Below are 24,667 nucleotides of genomic sequence, written 5' to 3'. Positions count from 1 at the left end.
GGGGGGCGGGTGTCAGGCGGGCGCGGCGTCCGGACTCGTGCTCGGGGTGGACGTGGAGTCCTTGAGCTCGACGAAGAGGACGTGGGTCGGGCTCGTGCCGGTGTTCTCCCCCGCGTGCACCTGGGCGGGCAGCCAGCCGACGTGCCCCGTCTCCAGGTGCACGTCCCGCGTGCCGCCCTCGAAGTGCAGGCGCCGGTCGAAGGTCGACAGGGTGCACATCACCGAGTCCGGGTGCCGGTGCGGGCTGGTCCGGGCGCCCGGGTCGTCGCGGTACTCCAGGACGCGGACACGGTCGTTCTCGAGGACCACGTGGTACTTGTCCGGGTCGGTGACGACCGGGTCGTCAGCGTCCGGGCTGCGGGTGCCGTCCATGGCAGACCCCCTGGGTGCGGGTGGCTCCGACCGGTCCAGTGTCCGCCCGGCGCCGGAGCACCGTCAAGGGTTCAGGGAGCCGGCTCCTCGGGTCGCAGCGCCCAGAAGGCCACGGCCGAGGCGGCGGCCACGTTGAGGCTGTCCACGCCGCCGCCCATGGGGATGCGCACGACCACGTCGGCGGCCTCCACCGTCCGGCGGGACAGGCCGTCGCCCTCGGTGCCCAGCACGAGGGCGAGCCGGTCCGGCGGGTCGGCCGCGAGCCGGTCGAGGGGAACGGCGTCGTCGGCGAGGGCGAGCGCGGCCACGGTGAAGCCGGCCTCCTGCAGGCTCCGGACGCCGCCGGGCCAGGGCTCTACCCGGGTCCACGGGACCTGGAAGACGGTGCCCATCGACACCCGGACCGACCGTCGGTAGAGGGGGTCGGCGCAGCGTGGGGTGACGAGCACGGCGTCCACGCCCAGGGCGGCGGCCGAGCGGAAGGCCGCCCCGACGTTGGTGTGGTCGACGACGTCCTCGAGCACGGCGACCCGGCGGGCACCGGCCAGCACGTCCGCCAGCGTCGGCAGCTGGGGGCGGTGCATCGCGGCGATGGCGCCCCGGTGCAGGTGGAAGCCGGTCATCGTGCGCACGACGGCGGGGCTGGCCACGAGGACCGGGGTCCCGGCGGCGACGGCCGGGGAGACCAGCTGGGCCAGGTCCTCGACCCACCGGGGGGTCAGCAGCAGCGACCGCATCCGGTGGCCCGCCTCGAGGGCGCGGGTGATGACCTTGTCCGACTCGGCCAGGTAGAGACCCTCGGCCGGCTCGAGGACACGCCGCAGGGCGACGTCGGTCAGGTGCAGGTAGTCGCGGACGCGGGGGTCGTCCGGGTCCTCGATCCAGGTCACGCCGGGAGGAAGGTGCGGTGGCTCCGCCGGTGGACCGAGGGGCGGCTCTGCGGGCGTCATCAGGTCAGCAGCAGGTTGACGATGGCGACCGAGCCGATGACGACGATCACGGCCCGCAGCAGCGCCGGCGGCATGGCCCGGCCGACCCGCGCCCCGACGACGCCGCCGACGAGCGAGCCGATGCTGATGAGGAGCACGATCGTCCAGTTGACCGTGCCGGGGGCGACGATGATGAAGACGACGGCGGCGACGAAGTTGACGATCATGCCGAGCACGTTCTTGATCCCGTTGATCTGCTGGATCCCCAGCGGCAGCAGGATGCTCATGATGCCGAGCAGCAGGACGCCTTGGGCCGCGCCGAAGTAGCCGCCGTACATCCCCGCCACGAGGATGCCCAGCAGCAGGACGACCCACCGGCCGGGGGTGATCCGGTCGGCGTGGTGCCGGGCGGCCCAGGCCGACAGTCGCGGGCCGAAGACGACCAGCAGCAGTGCCAGGAAGATGAGGACGGGCACGATCGCCTCGAACGCGGCCGGCGGCAGCACGAGCAGCAGCAGCGCACCCATGACGGAGCCCACCAGGGAGGCCGGGGCCAGCCGGCGCAGCATGGGTCCGAGCGTGCGCAGCTCGTGCCGGTAGCCCCAGGCCCCGGTGATGCCGCCGGGCACGAGGCCGAGGCTGTTGGAGATGTTGGCCGACACGGGGGGGTAGCCGAAGAACAGCAGGGTCGGGAAGGTCACGAGCGTGCCCGAGCCGACGATGGTGTTGATGGTCCCGGCGGCCAGCCCCGCCAGGACGATGGCGAGGATCTCCCAGACGCTCACCGGGCGGTCGGCTCCTCGGGGCGCGTCTGCCGGCCGTCCGTGGTCGCCTCCGGCTGCTGGGCCCGGGCCGACCAGCGTCGCCCGTGCCGGTCGACGACGAGCGGGATGCCGAAGGTCGCCGAGAGGTTCTCCGCCGTCAGGGTCACCTCGATCGGCCCCGCCGCGACCACGCCGCCGTCCCGCAGCATGAGGATGTCGGTGAACCCCGGCGGGATCTCCTCGACGTGGTGGGTCACCAGCACCATGGCCGGCGCCTCGAGGTCCTCGGCGAGCAGGCTCAGACGCCCCACGAGGTCCTCCCGGCCGCGCAGGTCGAGGCCGGCGGCGGGCTCGTCGAGCAGCATGAGCTCGGGGTCGGTCATCAGCGCCCGGGCGATCTGCACGCGCTTGCGCTCACCCTCGGAGAGCGTGCCGAAACGACGCCGGGAGAGGTGGGCGACGCCCAGTGCCTCGAGCAGCTCGGCGGCCCGCTGCTCGTCGGCGGCGTCGTACTCCTCCCGCCACCGGCCCAGCACCCCGTAGGCGGCGGTGACGACGACGTCGCTGACCCGCTCCTCGTCGGGGATCCGGTCGGCCACGGCCGCGCTGGAGACGCCGATCCGCGGACGGAGCTCGAAGACGTCGACCGTGCCCAGCACCTCGCCGAGCACGCCGGCCACGCCGGTCGTGGGGTGCATCCGGGCGGCGGCCAGCTGCAGCAGGGTGGTCTTGCCGGCACCGTTGGGGCCGATGACGACCCAGCGCTCCCCCTCCTCGATCGACCAGTCGACGTCCCTGAGCAGGTCGGTCGTCCCGCGGCGCACGCCGACTCCGGCGAATTCGAGGACATCGCTCATGGTGCGCCACTCTAGTCACCCCTGAACGCGGTGCCGCGCCGCCCCGCGGGTGGTCGCGGCATACCATCGGGGCCGTGTCCGAGCACGAGCTGCCCGCCGGCGTCCGCGTCGCCCTGTGGGGCACCGGCGCCCTGCAGGGGCGGGTGCCCGTCGACGAGCTGCCGCGCCGGGCCCTGCCCGACGTCGACGAGGTCAGCGGCCTGGTCGAGGGGATGCGGCTGTGGGCCTCCCTCGGGGAGCGGGCGGTGCTCGTGGCGCTCCCCCGCCCCGGTGACGTGGCGGGTATGCCGCGGGGCCCGGTCGAGCTCGTCGACGCCGCCACCCGGGCCCAGGAGTGCGTCTTCGTGCCACAGCTCGGCGGGGCGCTGGTCCCGACCCTGGAGACGTTCGGCCCCGAGGGCGACCAGGGGTGGTCGGCCCGGTGGACCGCCTACCCGGCCGAGCCGGTGCCGACCCACCGGATCGAGGCCCTGGACCTGGGGCAGATCGAGCTGGGGCTGCGGACCGCCCTGGCCGGGTCGACCGAGGAGCTGCTCCGTGCCGGGGCACCGCCCTTCGGCCCCCACGCCGACCGTGGGGCCGCCCGCGCCAGGGCGGTCAGGGACGGTGCCGGCAGCTGGGGGCTCCCGGACGGGCTGCCCCCGCGGGCCCTGCGGGTGATCGACCTGGCCGGCACCGTGCTGCGCCTGGCCGACGCGGGCCTGGACGCGGTGACCGGGTCGCTCGACGCGGCGACGACGGCCGCCCGGGCCGAGGTGCTCCGCCGGTTGCAGGGCCGGGCCACCACGGCGCTCGCCGACGCGACCAACGCCGCAGCCCTGCACCTGGCCTACCGGTCGTAGGGAGACCGGCCCGGCGTCTCGGCGGCCGTGCCTCATCCCGCCCCGGCGTCTCGTCGGCCGCAGCAATCCCGCCCCCCCGCCCCGGCGTGTCGTGCACTGTGCGGAAGCGTTGCGGCGTGTCGCGGGCCTGAGCACCGTCGGCGCAGCACAGGACCTGCAGCAGCCAGGCCTGCACATGGTCGAGACGCCAGCGCACCTCTTCCACAGCGTCGGCGGCAGACTGACCCAGCCGCAGGCGGCCCAGCACCATCGCCGTCATGCCCGACGACGAACCCGTCCGGTCCCGGCCACGTGTGGGCGTGACCCGGACGTTTCCTCACCTGGACCACCAGCGTGGCCTGGCGACCTCCCTCCAGCTGCGGGACGCCGGCTGGTCGGGGGACGCGATCCGGCACGCGCAGGGACGGACCATCCAGCGCGTCTACCCGGGTGTCTTCGCCCCGCACCGTGGGCCGATGGGTCCGGACGACCGCCTCGTCGCCGCCCACCTGTGGGCCGGGGACGGAGCGGTGCTGACCGGACGGGTGGCCCTGGACCGCTACGGCCTGCCGGTCAGCCCCCTGGGGAACTGCCTGTTCCTGGTGCCGTGCACCCGACGAGCCCGCAGGCAGGCTGACGTGGCCACGAGGCGCACGACCCGTCCGGTCCAGGTGGCACGGCACTGGGAAGGCCTCCCGGTCACGACGGTCGCGTGGGCCCTCTGCGACGCCGCCGTGCTCCAGGGTCTGACCGGAGAAGCGCTGCGGTCGACGACGATCGCCGCGCTGCAGCGAAGGCTGACGCACCCGAGGCTGCTCCACGACGAGCTGGCCCAGCGGTCGACGAGAGGTCTGCGGACGGTCCGGGCCGCACTCCAGGAGTTCACCGAGGGCGCGTGGAGCGTCCCCGAGGCAGGTCTCGCCGAGCTCGTCCGTGCTGCCGCCGACCTGCCACCCTATCTCCTCAACCCGGTCCTCACGATGCCGGACGGACAGGTGATCGGGTGCCCGGACGGCTACTTCGCCTCCGCCGGGGTGGCGGTGCAGGTGCACTCCCGCCAGCACCACAGCGGCTACGACGACGAGGGGCGGGACCTGTGGTCGGCCACGGTCGAGAAGGACGCCACCTACGTCGAGCACGGGATCGTCGTGGTCCCGGTGACGCCGTCGAGCATCACCCGGCGACCGGAGGAGGTCCTGGAGCGGATCCGCACGGTCGTCCGGCAGAACCTCGGGCGCGACCTGTCCCGGATCCACGTGCGGCAGCGCGAGATCGGAGCCTGACGGTTCGTCTCGGAGGCGGTGCCTTGTTGCGAGATCGGTGCCAGGGCACGGGACACGCCGCAGCTGAACGTGCACAGTGCGCGACACGCCGGGCCGGTAGCCGCCCGGGCCGCGAGGAGCTACCCCAGCTCGGGCAGCTGGGGGGCGCGGCCCTCCAGGACGGCGCGGTAGACCTCGACCGTGCGCTCGGCGATGGTCGTCCAGGCGAACTGCTCGACGGCCCGCCGGCGGCCAGCCTCCCCGCGCCGGGCGGCCTCCTCGGGGTCGGACAGGGCGGCGACCATGGCCTGGCCCAGGTCGGCGACGAAGGCGTCCTCGTCGACGGGCGTGCCGGTGCCGTCGGAGACCTGCTCGATCGGGACCAGCCAGCCGGTCTCGCCGTCGAGGACGACCTCGGGGATGCCGCCGGTGGCCGTGGCCACGACCGGTGCCCCGCAGGCCATGGCCTCGAGGTTGACGATCCCCAGCGGCTCGTAGACCGACGGGCACAGGAAGACGGTCGCGTGCGAGAGGACCGCGATCACCTTCTCCCGCGGCAGCATCTCGCCGATCCACACGACGGGAGCGGCCCCCTCGCCCCGGTCGGCGCGCAGCTGGTCGACCAGGCCGACGACCTCGGCCTCGATCTCCTTCGTGTCGGGGGCACCGGCCAGCAGGACGATCTGCACGTCGTCGTCGACCGCGCGCAGGGCCCGCAGCAGGTAGGGCAGCCCCTTCTGCCGGGTGATCCGGCCCAGGAACACCGCCGTGCGCGCCTGCGGGTCCAGGCCCTGGGACCGGACGAACTCCGCGGCCTTCTCGGAGGTGTCCCGCCGCCACAGCTCGCTGTCGATGCCGTTGTGCACCACGTGCACCTTGTCGGGGTCGACCGAGGGGTAGGCCGCCAGGATGTCGCGGCGCATGCCCGCCGAGACGGCCACGATCCCGGCCGCCCCCTCGTAGGCGACCTTCTCGGCCATCGAGCTGATGCCGTAGCCACCCCCCAGCTGCTCGGCCTTCCATGGGCGCAGCGGCTCCAGGCTGTGCGCGCTGACCACGTGCGGGATGCCGGCCAGCATTCCGCCGAGGTGGCCGCCCATGTTGGCGTACCAGGTGTGCGAGTGGACCAGGTCGGCGCCACCCCCGGCCACGTCCCGGGCCATGAGCAGGTCCACCCCCAGGGTCCGCAGCGCCCCGTTGGCCTCCTCGAGGCCGGCGGGCACGGCATACCCCGTCGTGCCCTCCTCCTCCACCGGGTCGTCGAAGGCACGCACCTGCACCTTCACCCCCTCCAGGCTGCGCAGGGCCCGGGTGAGCTCGGCGACATGCACACCGGCTCCTCCGTAGATGTGGGGCGGGTACTCGCGGGTCAGGATGTCGATGCGCACACCACCAACCTAGTGGTGCGGGCCGCGGGGGGACAGGGGTGCGGGTATGCGGTCCGCGCGCCGGGGAGGCCGCCCCCCTCGCCAAGGGTCGGCCAAAGGCCATAGGGTCGTGTCATGGCAGCGCAGCGCGGTTCGCGTCTCAAGGTCCTGGCGATCGTCCTGGCCGGCGGGGAGGGCAAGCGGCTGATGCCGCTGACGGCCGACCGGGCCAAGCCCGCGGTCCCCTTCGGGGGGATCTACCGGCTCATCGACTTCGCCCTGTCCAACATCGTCAACTCCGGCTACCTCAAGGTCGTCGTGCTGACGCAGTACAAGTCGCACTCCCTCGACGCGCACATCACCAAGACGTGGCGCATGTCGACCCTGCTGGGCAACTACGTCGCCCCGGTGCCGGCCCAGCAGCGGGTCGGCAAGCAGTGGTTCGCCGGCTCGGCCGACGCGATCTACCAGAGCCTGAACCTCATGCACGACGAGAAGCCCGACATCGTTGTCGTCGTGGGGGCCGACCACGTCTACCGGATGGACTTCTCCCAGATGGTGGCCCAGCACGTGGAGAGCGGGGCCGACTGCACGGTCGCCGCGATCCGCCAGCCGATCTCGCTGGCCAACCAGTTCGGCGTCATCGAGGTCGACGCCGACGACCCGCGCCGGATCAAGGAGTTCCTGGAGAAGCCGGAGTCGCCGGAGGGGCTGCCGGACAACCCCGACGAGGTGCTCGCCTCCATGGGCAACTACGTCTTCACCGCCGACGCCCTGGAGCGCGCGGTGGTCGAGGACTCCCAGGACGAGGACTCCTCGCACGACATGGGCGGGGACATCGTCCCGGCGTTCGTGCGGGCCGGCGACGGCTGGGTCTACGACTTCAAGGACAACGACATCCCCGGCGCGACCGACCGGGACCGCGGCTACTGGCGCGACGTGGGGACGATCGACTCCTACTACGACGCCCACATGGACCTGGTCTCGGTGCACCCGGTGTTCAACATCTACAACGAGGCCTGGCCGATCTACACCAACTACGGCCCGCAGCCGCCGGCCAAGTTCGTGCACGGCTCCGGCGACCGCATCGGCCACGCCGTCAACTCCGCCGTCTCCCCCGGCTGCGTCATCTCCGGGTCCACGGTCAGCGACTCGGTGCTCTCGCCGCGGGTCAAGGTGCACAGCTTCAGCCACGTCACCCGGTCGGTCCTCATGGACGGGGTGGAGATCGGCCGGTCCTGCCAGATCCACCGGGCGATCCTCGACAAGGGCGTCTTCGTCCCCGCCGGCGTGCACATCGGCGTGGACCGCGACCAGGACCTGGCCCGCGGGTTCACCGTCACCGACTCCGGGATCACCGTGGTCGGCAAGGGGACGATCATCGAGGGCTGAGGCCTCCTGACCGGATCCCGGTCAGGCCGACCGGCCCAGGCCGGAAACCTGGGCCAGCACCCCGGTCAGAACCCGGTGGCGTGGTAGCCGCCGTCGACGTGCACGATCTCGCCCGTCGTCGCCGGGAACCAGTCGGACAGCAGCGCCACGCACGCCTGCGCAGCGGGCACCGGGTCCTTGACGTCCCAGCCCAGCGGCGCGTGCTCGCCCCACCTGGCGAACTGCTCGAAGTCCGGGATCGACTTGGCGGCCGTCGTGGCGATGGGGCCGGCCGAGACGAGGTTGGACCGGATGCCCTGCGGGCCGAGGTCGCGGGCCAGGTAGCGGCTGGTCGCCTCGAAGGCGGCCTTGGCCACGCCCATCCAGTCGTACATCGGCCAGGCGTACTGCGCGTCGAAGGTCAGCCCGACCACCGAGCCGCCCTCCCCCATCCGCGGCAGGCAGGCGGCGGCGAGCGCCTTGAGCGAGTAGGCGCTGACCCGCACGGCGGTCGCGACGTCCTCCCACGGCGCCTGCATGAAGTCGAAGGCGCCCTTGGGGGCGAAGCCGATGGAGTGCAGCACGCCGTCGAGGTGGTCGACGTGCTCGCCCAGCCGCTCGGCGAGCGTGTCGAGGTGCTCGGTGTCGGTGACGTCCAGCTCGATCACCGGCGCCGGCTGCGGGAGCCGCTTGGCGATCGTCTGGGTGATCCGGAAGGTGCGGCCGAAGGAGGTCAGCACGACCTGCGCCCCCTGCTCCTGCGCCAGCCGGGCCACGTGGAAGGCGATGGAGGTGTCCATGAGGACACCGGTGACGAGGATCTTCTTGCCGTCGAGGAGCATGGGCGAGACTCTAGTGCGTGCCCGGCCCCGGTCGTCGGAGGCGCGGAGGCGTCGTCAGTGCCCCATCCCCAGGCCGCCGTCCACGGGGATCACCGCACCGCTGATGTATGCCGCTTCCGGGCCGGCCAGGAAGCGCACCACGCGCGCGACCTCCTCGGGCGTGGCGAACCGGCCCGCCGGGATCTGCGAGAGGTAGGTCTTCTGCAGGTCCTCGGACAGCTCGTCGGTCATCTCGGTGCGGACGAAGCCGGGGGCGACCACGTTGGCGGTGATGCCGCGTCCACCCAGCTCGCGGGTGATCGACCGGGCCAGGCCGACCAGCCCGGCCTTGGAGGCGGCGTAGTTGGTCTGCCCCGCGGAGCCCAGGAGCCCGACCACGGAGGAGACGAGGATGATCCGCCCGGCGCGGGCCCGGATCATCCCCTTGACCGCGCGGCGGGCGCAGCGGAAGGCGCCGGCGAGGTTGGTGTCCACCACCGCCTCGAAGTCCTCGTCGCTCATCCGCATGAGCAGCCCGTCCCGGGTGATGCCCGCGTTGGCCACGAGCACCTGCACCGGCCGGCCGAGGAGCTGCTCGGCCTCGGTGAACGCCGCGTCGACGCTCTCGCTGTCGGTGACCTCGCACCGCACGCCCCGCAGTCCCTCCGGCGGCTCGCCGCTGCGGTGGGTGACGACGACGTCGTGGCCGTCCTCGGCGAAGGCGCGGGCGATGGCCAGGCCGATGCCCCGGTTGCCGCCGGTGACCAGGACGGCCTGGGGCTGGGCGGAGCTGTCGGCGGGCTCGGGCGTGGGGGCGGGAGCAGTCACGGACGCCACCGTAGTCGTATCGTGGAGCGGTGCCCACCCCGTCCCGCCCCGGCCCCTCGCGCCGCCCCGTCCAGGCGGTGACCTCGGCCGGGCCCTCGGTCGAGGCCGACCGGCGTCGGCGGATGCGCAGCTACCTGCTGGCGATGGGCTTCCGCACGATCTCCTTCCCGCTGGCGGTGTGGGCGATCGTCTCGGAGTGGTACGTCGTCGGCGCGCTGCTCGTCGTGGCGGCCGCCGTGCTGCCCTCGATCGCGGTGATGCTGGCCAACGCGGTGGACCGGCGTGCCTCGGTCACCGGACCGGCGCCGCGGTCCCCCGTGCAGGGGCTGAGCGCCGGGCCCGTCCCGGCCGACGAGGACGACGACCGCCCTCCCGCGAGGTCCGACGACGGGCCGATCGTGGGCACCGTGGTCTCGCGGCGTCCGGCGGACGACCCGGAGCACCGGGAGGCCTCGTGAGCACCGGCCCCCTCCGCGTGCCCGGCCACCTCCCCGAGGACCGGCTGGTGTGCAGCGCCAAGGGCTGCCGGGCCCGTGCGGTGGCGGCCGTCCGCTGGCGCAACCCCCGGCTGCACACCGCCGACCGTCGCAAGGTGTGGCTCGCCTGCCCCGACCACCGGGACTCCCTGCGCGACTTCGTCCAGCTGCGCGGCTTCCTCATCGACGTGGTCCCCGTGGAGGACCTCACGGAGGCGGACGGCTGAGGTGCTCTCCGTGCTGCGGCGACCCCGGTGGATCGCCTACCTCCTGCTCGCCGTGCTGTTCGGCGTGGTCACGAGCGGCCTGGGCGCCTGGCAGTGGCAGCGCCACGAGGAGAAGGTCGAGCGCCGCGACCTCGTCGAGGCCAACTACGACGCCCCCGCCGTGCCCCTGACCGAGGTCCTGCGCCCCGGCGGGACGCTGCCGCCGGACCAGGAGTGGCGGCGCGTCGAGGTGGAGGGCAGGTATGCCGCGTCCGACCAGCACCTCGTGCGCAACCGGCCCTACCAGGGCGTCTTCGGCTACGAGGTGCTCGTCCCCCTGGAGACGGTCGAAGGCACCGCGGTGGCGGTCGACCGCGGGTGGGTCCGGAACGCGGAGACGGCAGCGACCGTCCCGGAGGTCCCGGACCCGCCGGCGGGGCCGGTGACGGTGACCGGGTGGCTGCGCCCGTCCGAGCCCGACCTGGGCCGGGACCTGCCCGCCGGGCAGCTGGCCTCGATCGACCTGCCCGGGCTGGCCGAGGCGACGGGGCAGCCGCTCGTGGGGGCCTACCTGATCCTGGAGGACGAGGAGCCTGCCCCTGCGGAGCGGCCCGCCGCCCTCCCCCGGCCGGACACCCGGCTCGGCTCGCACTTCGCGTACGCCCTGCAGTGGTGGCTGACTGTCCCCGTGGGGCTGGTGCTCGTCCTCGTCATGGCCCGCCAGACGGCGCGCGAGGAGCAGGAGGCGGCCGGGACGGCCGCGCCCCGGCAGCCACGCCCGCGCAAGGTCCGGATCTGGGACGAGGAGGACGCCTGAGCCGCCAGGCCCGGACCGCGCCGGCCGGGCGCGCGTGCGGGGTCACTCCCTGAACTGGGTGTCGTGCAGGGCGCGGTAGAGACCGCCCTCGGCGAGCAGCTGCTCGTGGGTGCCCCGCTGGACCACCCGCCCGTGCTGGAGCACGAGGATGAGGTCGGCGTCACGCACGGTGGAGAGCCGGTGGGCGATGACCATCGAGGTCCGGCCGGCCAGCGCCTGGTCCAGGGCCCGCTGCACGGCGGCCTCGGACTCGCTGTCCAGGTGGGCGGTGGCCTCGTCGAGCACCACGACGGAGGGTGACTTCAGCAGCAGGCGGGCGATCGCGAGCCGCTGCTTCTCGCCGCCGGAGAGCCGGTGGCCCCGGTCGCCCACGACGGTCTCCAGCCCGTCCGGGAGCCGGCGCACGAGCTCCTCGATCCGGGCGCCGCGCAGGGCCTCCCACAGCTCGTCCTCGGTGGCCGAGGGGCGGGCGTAGAGCAGGTTGACGCGCACGGTGTCGTTGAACATGTGCGCCTCCTGGGTGACCACGCCCACGGTGCGGCGCAACGACTCCATCGACGCCTCGCGCAGGTCCACGCCACCGATCCGGACCGTGCCGGAGGTGGGGTCGTGCAGCCGGGCGACGAGGTTGGTCAGCGTCGTCTTGCCGGCGCCCGAGGGGCCCACCAGGGCCACCATCGAGCCCGCCGGCACGCGCACGTCGAGGTGCTCCAGCACCGGGCGGCCGTCCAGGGTCTCCGCCTCCGGACGCTGCTCCAGCGAGGCCAGGGACACCTCCTCGGCCGCCGGGTAGGCGAAGGAGACGTCCTCCAGGGTGACGCCGACGGGTCCCTCGGGGATGTCGACCGGGTCCTGCGCCTCGCGCACGAGCGGCTGCAGGTCGAGCACCTCGAAGATCCGCTCGAAGGACACCAGGGCGGTCATGATGTCGACGCGGACGTTGGACAGGGCGGTGAGCGGGCCGTAGAGCCGGGACAGGAGCGCGGCCATGGCCACGAGGGTGCCCACGGTCAGCTCGCCGGCCACGGCCATCAGCCCGCCCATCCCGTAGACGAGCGCGGTGGCCAGCGAGGCGACCAGCCCCAGGCCGGCCATGAAGACGACGCGGTTGACGGCGATGGCCACCCCGGCGTCCCGCACCCCCCGGGCGCGCACCGCATACTGCTCGTCCTCCTCCTCGGGGCGCCCGAAGAGGCGCACGAGCAGGGCGCCGGCCACGTTGAACCGCTCGGTCATCCGGGTGTGCATGTCGGCGTTGAGGCCCATCTGCCGGCGGGTCAGGGCCGAGAGCCGGGCGCCCATGAACCGGGCCGGCACGAGGAAGATCGGCAGCAGCAGCAGCGCCAGCACCGTGATCTGCCAGCTCATCGACAGCAGCGCCGCCAGGATGAGGACCAGCTGGACCACGTTGCTGACGAGGCCGGACAGGATCGAGGTGAACGCGGTCTGGGCCCCGATGACGTCGCTGTTGAGCCGGCTGACCAGCGCCCCGGTCTGGGCCCGGGTGAAGAAGGCGATCGGCTGGCGCAGGACGTGGGAGAAGACCTCGGCGCGCAGGTCGAGGATCAGCCCCTCCCCGATCCGGGAGCCCAGCCACCGGCTGGTGACGGTGACCAGCGCCTCGAGGAAGGCGATCCCGGCGACGACGAGGCCGAGGCGGATCACCACGTCGCGGTCGCCGACCTCCACCCCGTTGTCGATGATCCGGCGCAGGAGCAGGGGGACGGCGGTGACGAGGACCCCGGCGAGGATGGTCAGCGCCAGGTAGACCACGATCTCGCGCAGGAACGGGCGACCGTAGCCCAGCACCCGGCGGGCGGTGCCGGCGGCGAGCCGGTGGTCGCGCACGGAGGGGTCCTTGGTGAAGCTGCGGTAGGTCATGCCCCCGCGCATCCCGGTGCCGATGGTCATCCGCGCTCCTCCTCCGGCGCGCCGGGGCGCGCCGCTCGTCCGTGGCCGGTCAGGCCAGCGCGATCAGGTCCTCGTAGTCCCGGCCCCACAGGTCCTCGACCCCGTCGGGGAGCAGGAGCACCCGCTCCGGCTCCAGGGCCTGGACCGCGCCCTCGTCGTGGCTGACGAGGACGACCGCGCCCTCGTAGGAGCGCAGCGCGGCCAGCACTTCTTCCCGGGAGGCAGGGTCGAGGTTGTTGGTGGGCTCGTCCAGGAGCAGCACGTTGGCCGCCGACACCACGAGGATCGCCAGGGCCAGCCGGGTCTTCTCCCCGCCGGAGAGCACCCCGGCCGGCTTGTCGACGTCGTCGCCGGTGAAGAGGAAGGACCCCAGCACCTTGCGGGTCTCGGTCTCGTCGAGGTCGGGCGCGGCGGACTTCATGTTCGCCAGGACCGACCGCTCCACGTCGAGGGTCTCGTGCTCCTGGGCGTAGTAGCCCAGCTTGAGCCCGTGGCCCGGGACGACCTCGCCGGTGTCGGGGGTGTCGATCCCGGCGAGCAGGCGCAGCAGGGTGGTCTTGCCGGCGCCGTTGAGGCCCAGGACCACGACCCGGGAGCCCCGGTCGACCGCCAGGTCGACGTCGGTGAAGATCTCCAGCGAGCCGTAGGAACGGGACAGGCCCTCGGCGGTCAGCGGCGTGCGGCCGCACGGCGCCGGGGTGGGGAAGCGCAGCCGGGCGACCTTGTCGGACTGCCGCTCCCCCTCAAGGCCGGCGAGCATCCGCTCGGCACGGCGGGCCATGTTCTGCGCCGCCACCGCCTTGGTCGCCTTGGCCCTCATCTTGTCCGCCTGGGCCATGAGGGCGGCGGCCTTCTTCTCGGTGTTGGCCCGCTCCCGGTGCCGGCGGCGCTCGTCCGCCTCCCGCTGGGCCAGGTAGGCCTTCCACCCCATGTTGTAGACGTCGAGCACCTGCCGGTTGGCGTCCAGGTAGAAGACCTTGTTGACGACGGTCTCGATGAGGTTCACGTCGTGGGAGATGATGACCAGCCCGCCGGCGTAGCTGCGCAGGTGGTCGCGCAGCCAGACCACGGAGTCGGCGTCCAGGTGGTTGGTCGGCTCGTCCAGCAGCAGGGTCGAGGCCCCGGAGAAGAGGATCCGGGCGAGCTCGATCCGGCGGCGCTGCCCGCCGGAGAGCGTGCGCAGCGGCTGGCCCAGCACGCGGTCCGGCAGCCCCAGGGAGCTGGCGACGGAGGCGGCCTCCGCCTCGGCGGCGTAGCCGCCGCGGGCGGTGAACGCGGCCTCGAGCCGGGAGTAGCGGGCCATCGCCTGCTCACGCACGTCCCCCTCGCCCTGCGCCATCGCCTCCTCGGCCCGGCGCATCCCCCGGATGACCTCGTCCAGGCCGCGGGCCGAGAGGATCCGGTCGCGGCCGAGGACGTCGAGGTCGCCGGTGCGCGGGTCCTGCGGCAGGTAGCCCACGTCGCCGGTGCGGCCGACGGTCCCGGCGGCCGGCTCGCCCTCGCCGGCCAGGATCCGGGTCAGCGTCGTCTTGCCGGCCCCGTTGCGGCCGACCAGGCCGACCCGGTCGCCGGGGCCGACCCGGAAGGAGACGTCCTCCATGAGCAGCCGGGAGCCCACGCGCACCTCGACGCCGCTGGCGGTGATCATGCGTCTTCTCCTCGGGCGCGACGACGACCCCGGGACGGGGTCGGGGGAACGGGGGTGGTGGTCGACCGGCTACCCGTGGGTGCTCCTGGTGACCAGGGGCTAGTCTACGCGCTAGGCGCCGCTCACCCGACCGGCGCAGGACCACGGCGGAGGCGGGACGGATGACCTTCAGGGAGAACGCCAACATCGGCTCGGGCGCCGTTCGACGCGGCGGTGGCGGCGGGGGCGGCCTGGCCGTCGGCGGCGGCATCGGCACCATCCTGCTCGCCCTGGTCGTCATGCTCTTCGGCGGCGACCCCGGCGCGATCCTCGGCGGCGGGGGCGGCCAGGCGCCGTCCTCGGCGCAGAACGTGGAGCTGGAGGAGTGCCAGACCGGTGCGGACGCCAACGAGGACGTCGACTGCCGGATGAAGGCCACCATGGTCTCCCTCGTGGACTACTGGGAGCAGGTGGCCCCCGAGGCCGACACGACCGAGGCGATCATCTTCACCGGCCAGGTGAACACCGGCTGCGGGACGGCCAGCAGCCAGGTGGGCCCGTTCTACTGCCCCGTGGACCGCACGATCTACCTGGACACGGGCTTCTTCTCCCAGCTCGAGGGGCAGCTGGGGGCCGACGGCGGCAACTTCAGCCAGATGTACGTCCTGGCCCACGAGTACGGCCACCACATCCAGAACTGGACCGGTGCGCTGCGGGCCTCCCAGCAGGACCAGCAGGGTCCGGAGTCCGGTGCGGTCCGCGTCGAGCTGCAGGCGGACTGCTTCGCCGGGGCCTGGGCGGGCAACGCCACCCGCACGCGGGACGCCGACGGCAACCTGCTGCTCGAGCCGCTGAGCCGTGAGGACATCGAGTCGGCGCTGTCGGCGGCCGCCGCCGTGGGCGACGACTCGATCCAGGAGCGGATGCAGGGCCAGGTCACCCCGCACACGTGGACGCACGGCTCCTCCGAGCAGCGGATGGGCTGGTTCATGCGCGGCTACGAGTCGGGCGACCCGAACCAGTGCGACGTGCTCAACGCAGGCAGCGTGGACGACTACGACGCCTGAGCGTCCCATAACAAGTGGTGCACATCACCATAAGTTGACGGAATGACCTGAGCCGGCGGGGAGTTGGTCCCCGGTGTCGCACCCGACCCGGGACCAGCTCGAGGGGCCCTGGGGCGGTGCGGCACCGCATACCGATCCGCCCCTCCCGAAAGGCTCGTCCGTGCTCTCCCGTCTCCCCCGGGTCTCCTTCGGCACCCAGGTCCTCGTCGGCCTCGTGCTCGGTGTCGTGCTGGGCCTCGTGGCCCGCGCCACCGGCGCGAGCGCCGAGAACCCGACCTGGCTGTCTCAGACCCTGTCCATCATCGGCTCCACCTTCGTCACCCTGCTGCGCACCATCGTGCCGCCGCTGGTCTTCCTCGCCATCGTCTCCAGCATCGCCAACCTGCGGGAGGTGACCGACGCCGCCCGGCTGGCGTGGAGCACCCTGCTGTGGTTCGCGGTCACCGCCCTCGTCTCCGTCGGGATCGGCCTCGTGGTGGGCTGGGTCGTGGACCCGGCACGGGGCGCCGGCGTCAGCGCCGCCGACGCGGCCGAGCCCTCCCGCACCGGCTCCTGGCTGGACTTCCTCACCGGCATCGTGCCGGCCAACGTCCTGGGGCTGAGCGCCCGCGGCGGCGACGAGGGCTCGGTCTCGCTGTCCTTCAGCGTCCTGCAGATCCTCGTGCTGGCCATCGCCGTCGGCGTCGCCGTCATCAAGGTCGGCCGGGAGGCCGAACCCTTCCTCACCTTCACCCGGTCGGCCCTGACCGTCGTGCAGAAGGTGCTGTGGTGGGTCATCCTGCTGGCGCCCCTGGCCACGGTCGGCCTCCTCGGCAACGCCGTGGTGTCCTACGGCTGGACCACCATCGGCTCGCTGGGCCGGTTCACCCTGGCGGTCTACGTGGGCCTGCTGCTCGTCGTCGGGGTGCTCTACCCGGTGCTGCTGCGCCTCCACGGCCTCTCGGTCCGGCAGTTCTTCACCGGTGCCTGGCCGGCGATCCAGCTGGGCTTCGTCTCCCGCTCCTCGATCGGCACCCTGCCGGTGACCCAGGCGGTCACCGAGCGCAACCTCGGTGTCCCCCGCGCCTACTCCTCCTTCGCCGTGCCGCTGGGCGCGACGACCAAGATGGACGGCTGCGCGGCGGTCTACCCGGCGATCGCCGCGATCTTCGTGGCCCAGTTCTTCGGGGTCAGCCTCGGGGTGACCGACTACCTGCTCATCGCCTTCGTCGCGGTTCTCGGGTCGGCGGCCACGGCCGGCGTCACCGGCGCCACCGTCATGCTCACGCTGACCCTGTCCACCCTGGGCCTGCCCCTGGAGGGCGTCGGGCTGCTGCTGGCGGTCGACCCGATCCTCGACATGGGTCGCACCGCGACCAACGTCGCCGGGCAGGCGCTCGTGCCCACGATCGTGGCCAGGCGGCAGGGAATCCTGGACCGGGAGCGCTACGACGCCCCGCGTCAGGGCGACCCGTGGCGCCGGGACGAGCGCGACGCGGACGAGCCGGTGGCCGTCGGCGGCTGACCGCTCCCCCGCCCGACCGACCGGTCAGGCGTTGTGCACCGTCACGCGCACGGCCCGCCCCCGGCGGACGGCCTCCTCGAGGACCGACCGCCGGGGGTCGGCCACGTCCCACAGCTCCCTGCGGGGTACGCCGTGCAGCCGGGCCCGCGGGCCCGTCGCCACGGCGTCCAGCACCTGCGCGGCCAGCGTGCGGTCCCCACCCAGCACCAGTCCCCCGACGGGACCGGTGCCCTGCTCCCCCTCCTCCAGGACGCGCACGGCGTGGCCGACGACCGCCTCGACGAGGGCGTCGGCCTGGTGGGCGCGGCGGCGGGCGTAGCGCTGCTGAGACCAGCCGCCGGCGGCCGAGCGGGACTGCACGTGGCGGGTCCCCACCTTGCTGGCGGCGAGCGACCCGTCGGGGGCGGCGACGGCCACGGCATACCCTCCCCGCCGGACGAGAAGGACGAGCAGCGCCGGGGGCAGGGCCCACCCGCCCGTGGCCCGCTCCCCCGTCGGCGCGCGCCAGCAGGTCAGCCGGGCCCAGGAGCCGTCGGCGGCGTCGACCGCCCACGACGACGGGGAGGCCCCCGGCCCGTCGACGACGGACCAGGTGACCTCCCCGTGGGAGTCGGCGAACCGGCTCAGCCAGCCGTCCAGCCGCTCGGGCGCGACGTCGACCGTCGCGTCCGGGCCGTCCGGCCGGCCCACCGGCTCAGACGTTGAAGCCGAGGGCGCGCAGCTGCTCGCGGCCGTCGTCGGTGATCTTGTCCGGGCCCCACGGCGGCATCCAGACCCAGTTGATCCGGTGGCTGGCCACCAGGCCCTCCAGGGACTGGGCGATCTGGTCCTCGATGACGTCGGTCAGCGGGCAGGCCGCCGAGGTCAGCGTCATGTCGATGACGACGTGGTGGGCGGCGTCGACGGTCACGCCGTAGACGAGGCCGAGGTCGACGACGTTGATGCCCAGCTCGGGGTCCACGACGTCGCGCAGGGCCTCCTCGATGTCCGCCACGTTCGGCGGTGCGGTGGTCTCGCTCATGGTTCCTCCATCGGAAGGGGTCGGTGGTGGTCGGGACCGGCCTGCTGGGCCAGTCTCTCAGGGTCTGGGCGTGCTGTCCCGGGCGTCGGCCCGGCCGTTCCGGCTGCCCTCGTCGGTGCTCGCGGCCGAGATGTCCGCCCCCGCCCGGGCCAGCGCGTCGAGGTAGGCCGACCAGGACAGCAGCGCGCACTTGACCCGGGCCGGGTAGCGGGCGACGCCGGCGAAGGCGACGGCGTCGCCGATCTGCTCCGGGTCGCCCGCGTCGGCACCCCGGCTGGTGAGCATGTCGTGCAGGTGCCGGTAGGTCTCCAGGGTCTCGGCGACGGGCCGGCCGATGGTCTCCTCGGCCAGGACCGAGGTGGAGGCCACCGAGATCGAGCAGCCGAGGGCGTCGTAGGACACGTCCTGCAGGACCGCGTCGGGACCCTCGCCGACCACGTGCACCCGGAGGCTGATCTCGTCGCCGCAGGTGGGGTTGACGTGGTTGACCTCGACGTCGTAGGGCTCCCGCAGCCCGGCGTGCCGGGGGCGCTTGGCGTGGTCGAGGATGAGCTCGCCGTAGAGGTCCATCAGGCCGCTCCCGTCCGGAAGATCGTGGGCACCCGGTCGAGGGCCTCCAGCCAGGCGTCGATCTCCGCCGGGGTCGTGTACACCCCGAAGCTGGCCCGCGTGGAGGCCGGGACGCGGAGCCGCCGGTGCAGCGGCCAGGCGCAGTGGTGCCCGGTCCGCACGGCCACCCCGGCGTCGTCGAGGACCTGCCCGACGTCGTGGGGGTGGACCTCGTCGACGACGAAGGAGACGCAGGCGACCCGCTCGGCCGGGTCGGCCGGTCCCAGGACCCGCACCCACGGGCGCTCGGCGAGGGCTGCCAGCGCGTGCCCGGTGAGCATCCGGTCGTGGGCGTGCACCCGGTCCAGGCCGAGGCCGGACAGGTAGCGCAACGCCGCCGCCAGGCCGACGGCCTGGGCGGCCATCGGCACCCCGGCCTCGAACTTGGCCGGCGGGGGCGCCCACGTGGAGCCCTCCATGCGGACGACCTCGATCATCGACCCGCCGGTGAGGAAGGGCGGCATCGCCTCGAGCAGCGCGCGCCGGGCCCACAGGACCCCGACGCCCGAGGGGCCCAGCGTCTTGTGCCCGGTGAGCACGAGGGCGTCGATCCCCGACCCCGGGGCGGTCAGCGCGGTGACGTCCAGGTGCGGCGCGCTCTGGCAGGCGTCGACGAACACCAGCGCCCCCACCCGCCGGGCGGCGGCCACGACCGGGGAGTCGGGGCCCAGGTCGTTGAGCGTCCCGAGGACGTTGGACACGTGGGTGAGGGCCACGACCCTGGTCCGCTCCCCCACCACCTCCGCGGGGTCGCTGAGGTGCCCGTCGTCGGTCACGCCGATCCAGCGCAGCGTGGCACCGGTGCGGCGGCACAGCTCCTGCCAGGGCACGAGGTTGGCGTGGTGCTCCATCTCGGTCACGATGACCTCGTCGCCGGGACCGAGCCGCAGCCGGGCGGCCCAGTCCTCGTCGACGCCGTCCAGCGCGCCCGGGGCGGCGGCGTTGGAGAAGGCGTAGGCCAGCAGGTTCAGGCCCTCGGTGCCGTTCTTGGTGAAGACGATCTCACCGGCGTCGGTGCCGAGGAAGCCGGCCACGGTCTCGCGGGCGTCCTCGAAGGCCTCGGTGGCCTCCTCGGCCAGCTGGTGCGCGCCGCGGTGCACGGCCGCGTTGTGCCGCTCGTAGAACTCCCGCTCCGCGTCCAGCACGACCCGCGGCTTCTGCGAGGTCGCCCCGCTGTCGAGGTAGACGAGCGGACGGCCTTCACGCACCGTGCGGCCCAGCAGCGGGAAGTCCGCGCGGATCCGCGCGAGCTCGCCCTCGCTGAACGGCCGCGGCGCCACGGAGGCGTGCTCCGCGGTGCCCGCGTGCGGGGTGGACCGGCCCATCGTCATACCTCCTCGGCGGGGCTGGTGGCGTCCGTCGTCCTCAGACCCCGGCCGTGAGGAAGCGGTCGTAGCCCTCCTCCTCCAGGCGGTCGGCGAGGTCCCTGCCGCCCGACTCGGCCACGCGCCCGTTGATGAACACGTGCACGTAGTCCGGCTGGATGTAGCGCAGGATGCGGGTGTAGTGGGTGATGAGCATGACGCCCAGCCCGGTGGCGTCCTTGACGCGGTTGACGCCCTCGGAGACGACCTTGAGCGCGTCGACGTCCAGGCCGGAGTCGGTCTCGTCGAGGATGGCGATCTTGGGCTGGAGCAGCTCCATCTGCAGGATCTCGTGGCGCTTCTTCTCGCCGCCGGAGAAGCCCTCGTTGACGTTGCGCTCGGCGAAGGCCGGGTCCATCCGCAGGGCCTCCATGGCGCCCTTCATGTCCTTGACCCAGTGGCGCAGCTTGGGGGCCTCGCCGTCGACCGCGGTCTTGGCGGTACGCAGGAAGTTGGACACGGTGACGCCTGGCACCTCGACGGGGTACTGCATGGCCAGGAAGAGCCCGGCCTGGGCGCGCTCGTCGACGCCCATCTCCAGGACGTCCTCGCCGTCGAGCAGCACCTGGCCGCTGGTGACGGTGTACTTCGGGTGGCCGGCGATCGCGTAGGCCAGCGTCGACTTGCCCGAGCCGTTGGGACCCATGATCGCGTGGGTCTCGCCGGAGCTGATGGTCAGGTCGACGCCGCGCAGGATCTCGGTGGCGTCGTCGTCGGCGACGCTGACGTGCAGGTCGCGGATCTCCAGGGTGGTCATGGTGCTCCTTGGGAAGAGAAGGAAGGGGGTATGGGGTGGGTCAGTCGGCGAGGGTCACCCAGACCTGGTCGCCCTCCAGGGTCACGGTGTGCACCGCGATCGGCTGGGTGGCGGGCAGGCTCTTGGGCTCGCCGGTCGTCATGTCGAACTGGGACCCGTGCAGCCAGCACTCGATGAGCTCGCCCTCGACGTCGCCCTCGGCCAGCGAGACGTTGGCGTGCGTGCACGTGTCGTCGAAGGCGTGCACGTGGCCGGCCGAGTCGCGGGCGATCGACACCCGGCGCCCGCCGATGTCGGCCACGACCGCGCCGACCTCGGGCAGGTCGCCCAGGGCGCACACGTGCACCGGTTCCGGACCGGCGACGGCGGGCTGGCTCATGCCGTGGCCACCTCGGCGGTGAGCGCGAGCTCCTCGTCGATCGCGGCCATGACGGTGTCGACGACCTCCGGCACGCCGATCTTGGCGACGACGTCGGCGAAGAAGCCGCGCACGACCAGGCGCCGGGCCTCGTCCTCGGTGATGCCGCGGGACATCAGGTAGAACAGCTGCTCGTCGTCGAACCGGCCGGTGGAGCTGGCGTGGCCGGCGCCGGCGATCTCGCCGGTCTCGATCTCCAGGTTGGGCACGGAGTCGGCGCGGGCGCCGTCGGTGAGGACCAGGTTGCGGTTGAGCTCGTAGGTCTCGATGCCCTCGGCCTCCTTGCGGATCAGCACGTCGCCGACCCACACGGTCCGGGCGCTCTCGCCCTGCAGCGCACCCTTGTAGGTGACCAGCGAGGTGCACCGCGGGGCGTTGTGGTCCACGAACGAGCGGTGCTCCAGGTGCTGGCCGGCGTCGGCGAAGTAGACGCCGAGCAGGGTGGCGTCCCCGCCGGGGCCGGCGTAGCGGACGTTGGAGTTGACCCGCACGATGCCGCCGCCGAGCGTGACGACGATGTGCTTGTAGGTCGCGTCCCGGCCGACGAGGGCCTCGTGCTGGCCCAGGTGGAGCGCGTCGTCCTCCCAGCGCTGGAGGCTGACGACGGTCAGCTGCGCGCCGTCGCCCACGACGACCTCGAGGTTGCCGGTGTGGTCGGCGCTGCCGGTGTGGTCGAGGATGACCAGGGCCTTGCTGTGCCGCTCGGCCTCGAGCACGTAGTGCGCGTTGCTCCGTCGTCCGGCGCCGCGGCCGTGCACCCGCACGCGCACGGGGTCGGGGTGCTCGACGTCGGCGGGGATCCGCAGGTGCAGGGCCTCGGGGGTATTGGCGCTGGCCACGGCCGCACCACGGTCCTCGGGGACCAGCACGGTGCCGCGGGGGGCCTGGCCGGGGGCCAGGGTGCCGGCGACGAACTCCTCGGGGGCCTCCACCGTGAACTCGGCCGCGTGGTCGTCGCCGTCGTCGTCGGTGGCGGTGTCGGAGAGCACGTGGCCCAGCCGGTCGACCGGGGTGAAGCGCCACTCCTCCTCCCGGCCCGTGGGCAGCCCGAAGGCGTGCACGTCGAAGGACCGGGTGCGGGCGGCCCGGGACTGGTCCGGGATCCGGTGGTCGCCACCCAGCTGGGCGGCGGGGTCCACGTGGGTGTTCTCGTCGATGAGCAGCGACATCAGCCGACGGCTCCTTCCATCTGCAGCTCGATGAGGCGGTTCAGCTCGAGGGCGTACTCCATGGGCAGCTCACGGGCGATGGGCTCGACGAACCCGCGCACGATCATCGCCATGGCCTCGGTCTCGGACAGGCCTCGGGACATGAGGTAGAACATCTGGTCCTCGGACACCTTGGAGACGGTCGCCTCGTGGCCCATCTGCACGTCGTCCTCGCGGACGTCGACGTAGGGGTAGGTGTCGGACCGGGAGATCTGGTCGACCAGCAGGGCGTCGCAGACCACCGAGGAGCGGCTGTGGTGGGCCCCCTCGTTGATCTGGACCAGGCCCCGGTAGGAGGACCGGCCACCACCACGGGCCACCGACTTGGACACGATGGTCGAGGAGGTGTGCGGGGCGGCGTGCACCATCTTGGAGCCGGCGTCCTGGTGCTGGCCCTCGCCGGCGAAGGCGACGGACAGCGTCTCGCCCTTGGCGTGCTCGCCGAGGAGGTAGACGGCCGGGTACTTCATGGTGACCTTGGAGCCGATGTTGCCGTCGATCCACTCCATGGTCGCGCCCTCGTCGCAGGTCGCACGCTTGGTGACCAGGTTGTAGACGTTGTTGGACCAGTTCTGGATCGTGGTGTAGCGGACGCGGGCGTCCTTCTTGACGACGATCTCGACGACGGCGGAGTGCAGGCTGTCGGTCTTGTAGATCGGCGCGGTGCAGCCCTCGACGTAGTGCACCGAGGAGCCCTCGTCGGCGATGATCAGGGTCCGCTCGAACTGGCCCATGTTCTCGGTGTTGATCCGGAAGTAGGCCTGCAGCGGGATGTCCACCTCCACGCCCTTGGGGACGTAGATGAAGGAGCCGCCGGACCAGACCGCGGAGTTCAGCGAGGCGAACTTGTTGTCGCCCACCGGGATGACCGAGCCGAAGTACTCGCGGAAGAGCTCCTCGTGCTCGCGCAGACCGGTGTCGGTGTCGACGAAGATGACGCCCTTCTCCTCCAGGTCCTCCCGGATCTGGTGGTAGACGACCTCGGACTCGTACTGGGCGGCGACGCCGGCGACGAGGCGCTGCTTCTCGGCCTCGGGGATGCCCAGGCGGTCGTAGGTGTTCTTGATGTCCTCGGGCAGGTCCTCCCAGCTGGTGGCCTGCTTCTCGGTGGAGCGCACGAAGTACTTGATGTTGTCGAAGTCGATGTCCGACAGGTCGGCGCCCCAGTGCGGCATCGGCTTCTTGCCGAACAGCCGCAGCGCCTTGAGCCGCTGCTCCAGCATCCAGGCCGGCTCGTCCTTCATGGCCGAGATGCCGCGGACGACCTCCTCGGACAGGCCGCGCCGCGCGGTGGCTCCCGCCACGTCGCTGTCGGCCCAGCCGTACTCGTAGGTGCCCAGGTCCTTCAGACCCGGGTTCAGCTCCTCGATGTTGGTGCTCATCGCTCAGACCTCTCGTCGGCGTGGTGGTCGTGGGTCGGTGTGGTCGGTGTGCTGCGCGGCCCGGGCGTGTCCAGCTCCGCGCGGGGTATGACGTAGGGCCGGGCCCGCGCACGCTCCTGCGACGTGGGCTCACGGGCGCCCAGGGCACCCGTCGGCACGAAGGTGGTGCACACGTGCTCGCCGCCGGCCAGGGTGGCCAGCCGCTGCACGTGCACCCCGAGGATCCGGGAGATCGCCTCGGTCTCGGCCTCGCAGAATTGCCGGAACTCCGAGGCCACCGACCGGACGGGACAGTGGCCCTGGCACAGCTGGATCCCGGCCGGCCCGGCACCCGGTCCGACCGGGCGGGCCGAGGCAGCATACCCCTCCTCGGAGAGGGCCGCGGCCAGCGCCGAGGCGCGGGCGTCCAGGTCGTCGGGGTCGGCCCCGGACGCCGCCAGGTGGCGGTCCATGGCTGCGCGGAGGCGCCCCTCGAGCTCGACGACCTGCTGGTCGGCGAAGCTCTCGACGGCCTGCTCCCCCACGGTGTCGGCGAGGTAGTGCAGGGCTGCGGTCGCCACCCCGTCGTAGGCGGTGGTGAACTGGTCCTGCCCCTCGGCGGTCAGCACGTAGGCACGGGCCGGGCGGCCCCGGCCGCGGGGCGCCCCGCCGGACGGCACGTGCTCGACGATGACGCCGTCGTGCTCGAGCGCGTCCAGGTGGCGCCGGACGGCGGCCGCGGTGAGGCCGAGCTCCTTGGCCAGGGCACTGGCCGAGACCGGGCCCCGCTCCCCCACGGCGCGACGCACCCGGTCCCGTGTCCGGGACTCGGCCTGCACCTCCACCAAATTCACCATGCCATTGTGTCCTATTTCGCGGCCAGGTCCAAGCAGGAGGTCCGTCGGCGAGCAACTAGAGTTGCCGTCCGT

Annotated in this window: 26 protein-coding genes; 8 read left to right on the top strand and 18 right to left on the bottom strand. The window is 73.1% G+C overall.

From position 1 onward, the window contains the following. Positions 1–12: 12 nt before the first annotated feature. The 4 genes from FJR00_RS11055 to FJR00_RS11040 all read right to left on the bottom strand — a co-directional run bounded on the left by FJR00_RS11055 (position 13) and on the right by FJR00_RS11040 (position 2,922). Positions 13–372, bottom strand: coding sequence for a cupin domain-containing protein (locus FJR00_RS11055; protein ID WP_141338778.1), 360 nt, complete (start codon positions 370–372; stop codon positions 13–15). A gap of 71 nt (positions 373–443) precedes the next feature. Beyond that, positions 444–1,262, bottom strand: a complete 819-nt coding sequence (locus FJR00_RS11050; protein ID WP_238330444.1) for a TrmH family RNA methyltransferase — start codon at positions 1,260–1,262, stop codon at positions 444–446. A 59-nt stretch (positions 1,263–1,321) separates the two neighbouring features. Further along, positions 1,322–2,086, bottom strand: coding sequence for a sulfite exporter TauE/SafE family protein (locus FJR00_RS11045; protein ID WP_141338776.1), 765 nt, complete (start codon positions 2,084–2,086; stop codon positions 1,322–1,324). After that, a complete protein-coding gene (locus FJR00_RS11040) occupies positions 2,083–2,922 on the bottom strand; it encodes an ABC transporter ATP-binding protein (RefSeq protein WP_141338775.1) in 840 nt (279 codons plus the stop codon). The genes FJR00_RS11045 and FJR00_RS11040 overlap by 4 nt, the downstream gene beginning before the upstream one ends. 74 nt (positions 2,923–2,996) lie before the next feature. On the opposite strand from FJR00_RS11040, the gene FJR00_RS11035 reads away from it, so the two are divergent. Both FJR00_RS11035 and FJR00_RS11030 read left to right on the top strand, forming a co-directional pair. Beyond that, positions 2,997–3,764: a hypothetical protein gene (locus FJR00_RS11035; RefSeq protein ID WP_181409600.1), complete on the top strand. Its 768-nt coding sequence runs from the start codon at positions 2,997–2,999 to the stop codon at positions 3,762–3,764. A 257-nt stretch (positions 3,765–4,021) separates the two neighbouring features. After that, on the top strand, positions 4,022–5,026 hold the full coding sequence (locus tag FJR00_RS11030; protein WP_141338773.1) for a hypothetical protein: 1,005 nt from the start codon (positions 4,022–4,024) through the stop codon (positions 5,024–5,026). A 119-nt stretch (positions 5,027–5,145) separates the two neighbouring features. Here the strand turns inward: FJR00_RS11030 and glgA are convergent, their stop codons facing one another. Beyond that, entirely contained in the window at positions 5,146–6,393 is a 1,248-nt protein-coding gene (gene glgA / locus FJR00_RS11025; RefSeq protein WP_141338772.1) for a glycogen synthase, read from the bottom strand. Positions 6,394–6,507: 114 nt separating this feature from the next. On the opposite strand from glgA, the gene glgC reads away from it, so the two are divergent. After that, positions 6,508–7,764: a glucose-1-phosphate adenylyltransferase gene (gene glgC / locus FJR00_RS11020; RefSeq protein ID WP_141338771.1), complete on the top strand. Its 1,257-nt coding sequence runs from the start codon at positions 6,508–6,510 to the stop codon at positions 7,762–7,764. Positions 7,765–7,829: 65 nt separating this feature from the next. On the opposite strand, the gene fabI is transcribed toward glgC, so the two are convergent. Beyond that, positions 7,830–8,585: an enoyl-ACP reductase FabI gene (fabI, locus tag FJR00_RS11015; RefSeq protein ID WP_141338770.1), complete on the bottom strand. Its 756-nt coding sequence runs from the start codon at positions 8,583–8,585 to the stop codon at positions 7,830–7,832. Positions 8,586–8,639: 54 nt separating this feature from the next. Continuing rightward, the gene (fabG, locus tag FJR00_RS11010; RefSeq protein WP_075959067.1) at positions 8,640–9,392 is read right to left on the bottom strand and encodes a beta-ketoacyl-ACP reductase; all 753 of its coding nucleotides are present in this window, start codon (positions 9,390–9,392) and stop codon (positions 8,640–8,642) included. 29 nt (positions 9,393–9,421) lie between these two features. Here fabG and FJR00_RS11005 point away from each other — a divergent pair, with 29 nt between their 5' ends. The 3 genes from FJR00_RS11005 to FJR00_RS10995 are packed head-to-tail and all read left to right on the top strand — an operon-like array spanning position 9,422 to position 10,891. Further along, positions 9,422–9,850, top strand: coding sequence for a DUF3099 domain-containing protein (locus FJR00_RS11005; RefSeq protein WP_141338768.1), 429 nt, complete (start codon positions 9,422–9,424; stop codon positions 9,848–9,850). After that, the gene (locus FJR00_RS11000; RefSeq protein ID WP_238330443.1) at positions 9,847–10,095 is read left to right on the top strand and encodes a hypothetical protein; all 249 of its coding nucleotides are present in this window, start codon (positions 9,847–9,849) and stop codon (positions 10,093–10,095) included. Before FJR00_RS11005 ends, FJR00_RS11000 begins: the two co-directional genes overlap by 4 nt. Before the next feature lie 10 nt (positions 10,096–10,105). Continuing rightward, the gene (locus FJR00_RS10995; RefSeq protein WP_238330442.1) at positions 10,106–10,891 is read left to right on the top strand and encodes an SURF1 family cytochrome oxidase biogenesis protein; all 786 of its coding nucleotides are present in this window, start codon (positions 10,106–10,108) and stop codon (positions 10,889–10,891) included. A 42-nt stretch (positions 10,892–10,933) separates the two neighbouring features. Here FJR00_RS10995 and FJR00_RS10990 read toward each other — a convergent pair whose 3' ends face one another. Together FJR00_RS10990 and FJR00_RS10985 are read right to left on the bottom strand one after the other, a co-directional pair. Beyond that, positions 10,934–12,802 carry an ABC transporter ATP-binding protein gene (locus FJR00_RS10990; protein WP_075959037.1) on the bottom strand — a complete coding sequence of 623 codons (1,869 nt, stop codon included), beginning with the start codon at positions 12,800–12,802 and terminating at the stop codon, positions 10,934–10,936. A 49-nt stretch (positions 12,803–12,851) separates the two neighbouring features. Next, complete coding sequence (locus tag FJR00_RS10985) at positions 12,852–14,450, bottom strand: ABC-F family ATP-binding cassette domain-containing protein (protein WP_141338767.1); 1,599 nt, start codon at positions 14,448–14,450, stop codon at positions 12,852–12,854. Positions 14,451–14,611: 161 nt separating this feature from the next. On the opposite strand from FJR00_RS10985, the gene ypfJ reads away from it, so the two are divergent. Both ypfJ and FJR00_RS10975 read left to right on the top strand, forming a co-directional pair. After that, positions 14,612–15,496, top strand: a complete 885-nt coding sequence (gene ypfJ / locus FJR00_RS10980) for a KPN_02809 family neutral zinc metallopeptidase (RefSeq protein ID WP_141338766.1) — start codon at positions 14,612–14,614, stop codon at positions 15,494–15,496. Between the two features lie 160 nt (positions 15,497–15,656). Next, entirely contained in the window at positions 15,657–17,000 is a 1,344-nt protein-coding gene (locus tag FJR00_RS10975; protein WP_141338765.1) for a dicarboxylate/amino acid:cation symporter, read from the top strand. A 24-nt stretch (positions 17,001–17,024) separates the two neighbouring features. Here the strand turns inward: FJR00_RS10975 and FJR00_RS10970 are convergent, their stop codons facing one another. From FJR00_RS10970 to FJR00_RS10930, 9 genes are read right to left on the bottom strand one after another with little or no spacing between them, the layout of a single operon-like run. Continuing rightward, a complete protein-coding gene (locus FJR00_RS10970; RefSeq protein ID WP_141338764.1) occupies positions 17,025–17,690 on the bottom strand; it encodes an acVLRF1 family peptidyl-tRNA hydrolase in 666 nt (221 codons plus the stop codon). Positions 17,691–17,694: 4 nt separating this feature from the next. Continuing rightward, positions 17,695–18,021, bottom strand: a complete 327-nt coding sequence (locus FJR00_RS10965) for a metal-sulfur cluster assembly factor (protein ID WP_075959033.1) — start codon at positions 18,019–18,021, stop codon at positions 17,695–17,697. Positions 18,022–18,078: 57 nt separating this feature from the next. Next, on the bottom strand, positions 18,079–18,591 hold the full coding sequence (gene sufU, locus FJR00_RS10960) for a Fe-S cluster assembly sulfur transfer protein SufU (protein WP_141338763.1): 513 nt from the start codon (positions 18,589–18,591) through the stop codon (positions 18,079–18,081). After that, positions 18,591–19,961, bottom strand: a complete 1,371-nt coding sequence (locus FJR00_RS10955) for an aminotransferase class V-fold PLP-dependent enzyme (RefSeq protein ID WP_377465405.1) — start codon at positions 19,959–19,961, stop codon at positions 18,591–18,593. Before FJR00_RS10955 ends, sufU begins: the two co-directional genes overlap by 1 nt. Positions 19,962–19,995: 34 nt before the next feature. Continuing rightward, on the bottom strand, positions 19,996–20,751 hold the full coding sequence (gene sufC, locus FJR00_RS10950) for a Fe-S cluster assembly ATPase SufC (RefSeq protein WP_075959031.1): 756 nt from the start codon (positions 20,749–20,751) through the stop codon (positions 19,996–19,998). A 40-nt stretch (positions 20,752–20,791) separates the two neighbouring features. Further along, a complete protein-coding gene (locus tag FJR00_RS10945; RefSeq protein WP_141338761.1) occupies positions 20,792–21,130 on the bottom strand; it encodes a non-heme iron oxygenase ferredoxin subunit in 339 nt (112 codons plus the stop codon). Further along, on the bottom strand, positions 21,127–22,338 hold the full coding sequence (gene sufD / locus FJR00_RS10940) for a Fe-S cluster assembly protein SufD (protein ID WP_141338760.1): 1,212 nt from the start codon (positions 22,336–22,338) through the stop codon (positions 21,127–21,129). The genes FJR00_RS10945 and sufD overlap by 4 nt, the downstream gene beginning before the upstream one ends. Next, positions 22,338–23,759, bottom strand: a complete 1,422-nt coding sequence (gene sufB, locus FJR00_RS10935; protein WP_075959028.1) for a Fe-S cluster assembly protein SufB — start codon at positions 23,757–23,759, stop codon at positions 22,338–22,340. Before sufB ends, sufD begins: the two co-directional genes overlap by 1 nt. Further along, entirely contained in the window at positions 23,756–24,595 is an 840-nt protein-coding gene (locus tag FJR00_RS10930) for a helix-turn-helix transcriptional regulator (RefSeq protein ID WP_141338759.1), read from the bottom strand. The genes sufB and FJR00_RS10930 overlap by 4 nt, the downstream gene beginning before the upstream one ends. Positions 24,596–24,667: the final 72 nt, after the last annotated feature.

The sequence above is a fragment of the Ornithinimicrobium kibberense genome, assembly GCF_006519705.1.
Taxonomy (GTDB): domain Bacteria; phylum Actinomycetota; class Actinomycetes; order Actinomycetales; family Dermatophilaceae; genus Ornithinicoccus; species Ornithinicoccus kibberensis.
This window is presented reverse-complemented; position numbering and strand designations above follow the sequence as displayed.

What these genes read in the sequence shown, in the direction of transcription:
- FJR00_RS11055 (WP_141338778.1), bottom strand. Translation starts at nt 372, where the DNA reads ATGGACGGCACCCGCAGCCCGGACGCTGACGACCCGGTCGTCACCGAC.
- FJR00_RS11040 (WP_141338775.1), bottom strand. Translation starts at nt 2,922, where the DNA reads ATGAGCGATGTCCTCGAATTCGCCGGAGTCGGCGTGCGCCGCGGGACG.
- FJR00_RS11030 (WP_141338773.1), top strand. Translation starts at nt 4,022, where the DNA reads ATGCCCGACGACGAACCCGTCCGGTCCCGGCCACGTGTGGGCGTGACC.
- glgC (WP_141338771.1), top strand. Translation starts at nt 6,508, where the DNA reads ATGGCAGCGCAGCGCGGTTCGCGTCTCAAGGTCCTGGCGATCGTCCTG.
- fabI (WP_141338770.1), bottom strand. Translation starts at nt 8,585, where the DNA reads ATGCTCCTCGACGGCAAGAAGATCCTCGTCACCGGTGTCCTCATGGAC.
- FJR00_RS10990 (WP_075959037.1), bottom strand. Translation starts at nt 12,802, where the DNA reads ATGACCATCGGCACCGGGATGCGCGGGGGCATGACCTACCGCAGCTTC.
- FJR00_RS10985 (WP_141338767.1), bottom strand. Translation starts at nt 14,450, where the DNA reads ATGATCACCGCCAGCGGCGTCGAGGTGCGCGTGGGCTCCCGGCTGCTC.
- ypfJ (WP_141338766.1), top strand. Translation starts at nt 14,612, where the DNA reads ATGACCTTCAGGGAGAACGCCAACATCGGCTCGGGCGCCGTTCGACGC.
- FJR00_RS10965 (WP_075959033.1), bottom strand. Translation starts at nt 18,021, where the DNA reads ATGAGCGAGACCACCGCACCGCCGAACGTGGCGGACATCGAGGAGGCC.
- sufU (WP_141338763.1), bottom strand. Translation starts at nt 18,591, where the DNA reads ATGGACCTCTACGGCGAGCTCATCCTCGACCACGCCAAGCGCCCCCGG.
- FJR00_RS10955 (WP_377465405.1), bottom strand. Translation starts at nt 19,961, where the DNA reads ATGACGATGGGCCGGTCCACCCCGCACGCGGGCACCGCGGAGCACGCC.
- sufC (WP_075959031.1), bottom strand. Translation starts at nt 20,751, where the DNA reads ATGACCACCCTGGAGATCCGCGACCTGCACGTCAGCGTCGCCGACGAC.
- FJR00_RS10945 (WP_141338761.1), bottom strand. Translation starts at nt 21,130, where the DNA reads ATGAGCCAGCCCGCCGTCGCCGGTCCGGAACCGGTGCACGTGTGCGCC.
- sufD (WP_141338760.1), bottom strand. Translation starts at nt 22,338, where the DNA reads ATGTCGCTGCTCATCGACGAGAACACCCACGTGGACCCCGCCGCCCAG.
- sufB (WP_075959028.1), bottom strand. Translation starts at nt 23,759, where the DNA reads ATGAGCACCAACATCGAGGAGCTGAACCCGGGTCTGAAGGACCTGGGC.
- FJR00_RS10930 (WP_141338759.1), bottom strand. Translation starts at nt 24,595, where the DNA reads ATGGTGAATTTGGTGGAGGTGCAGGCCGAGTCCCGGACACGGGACCGG.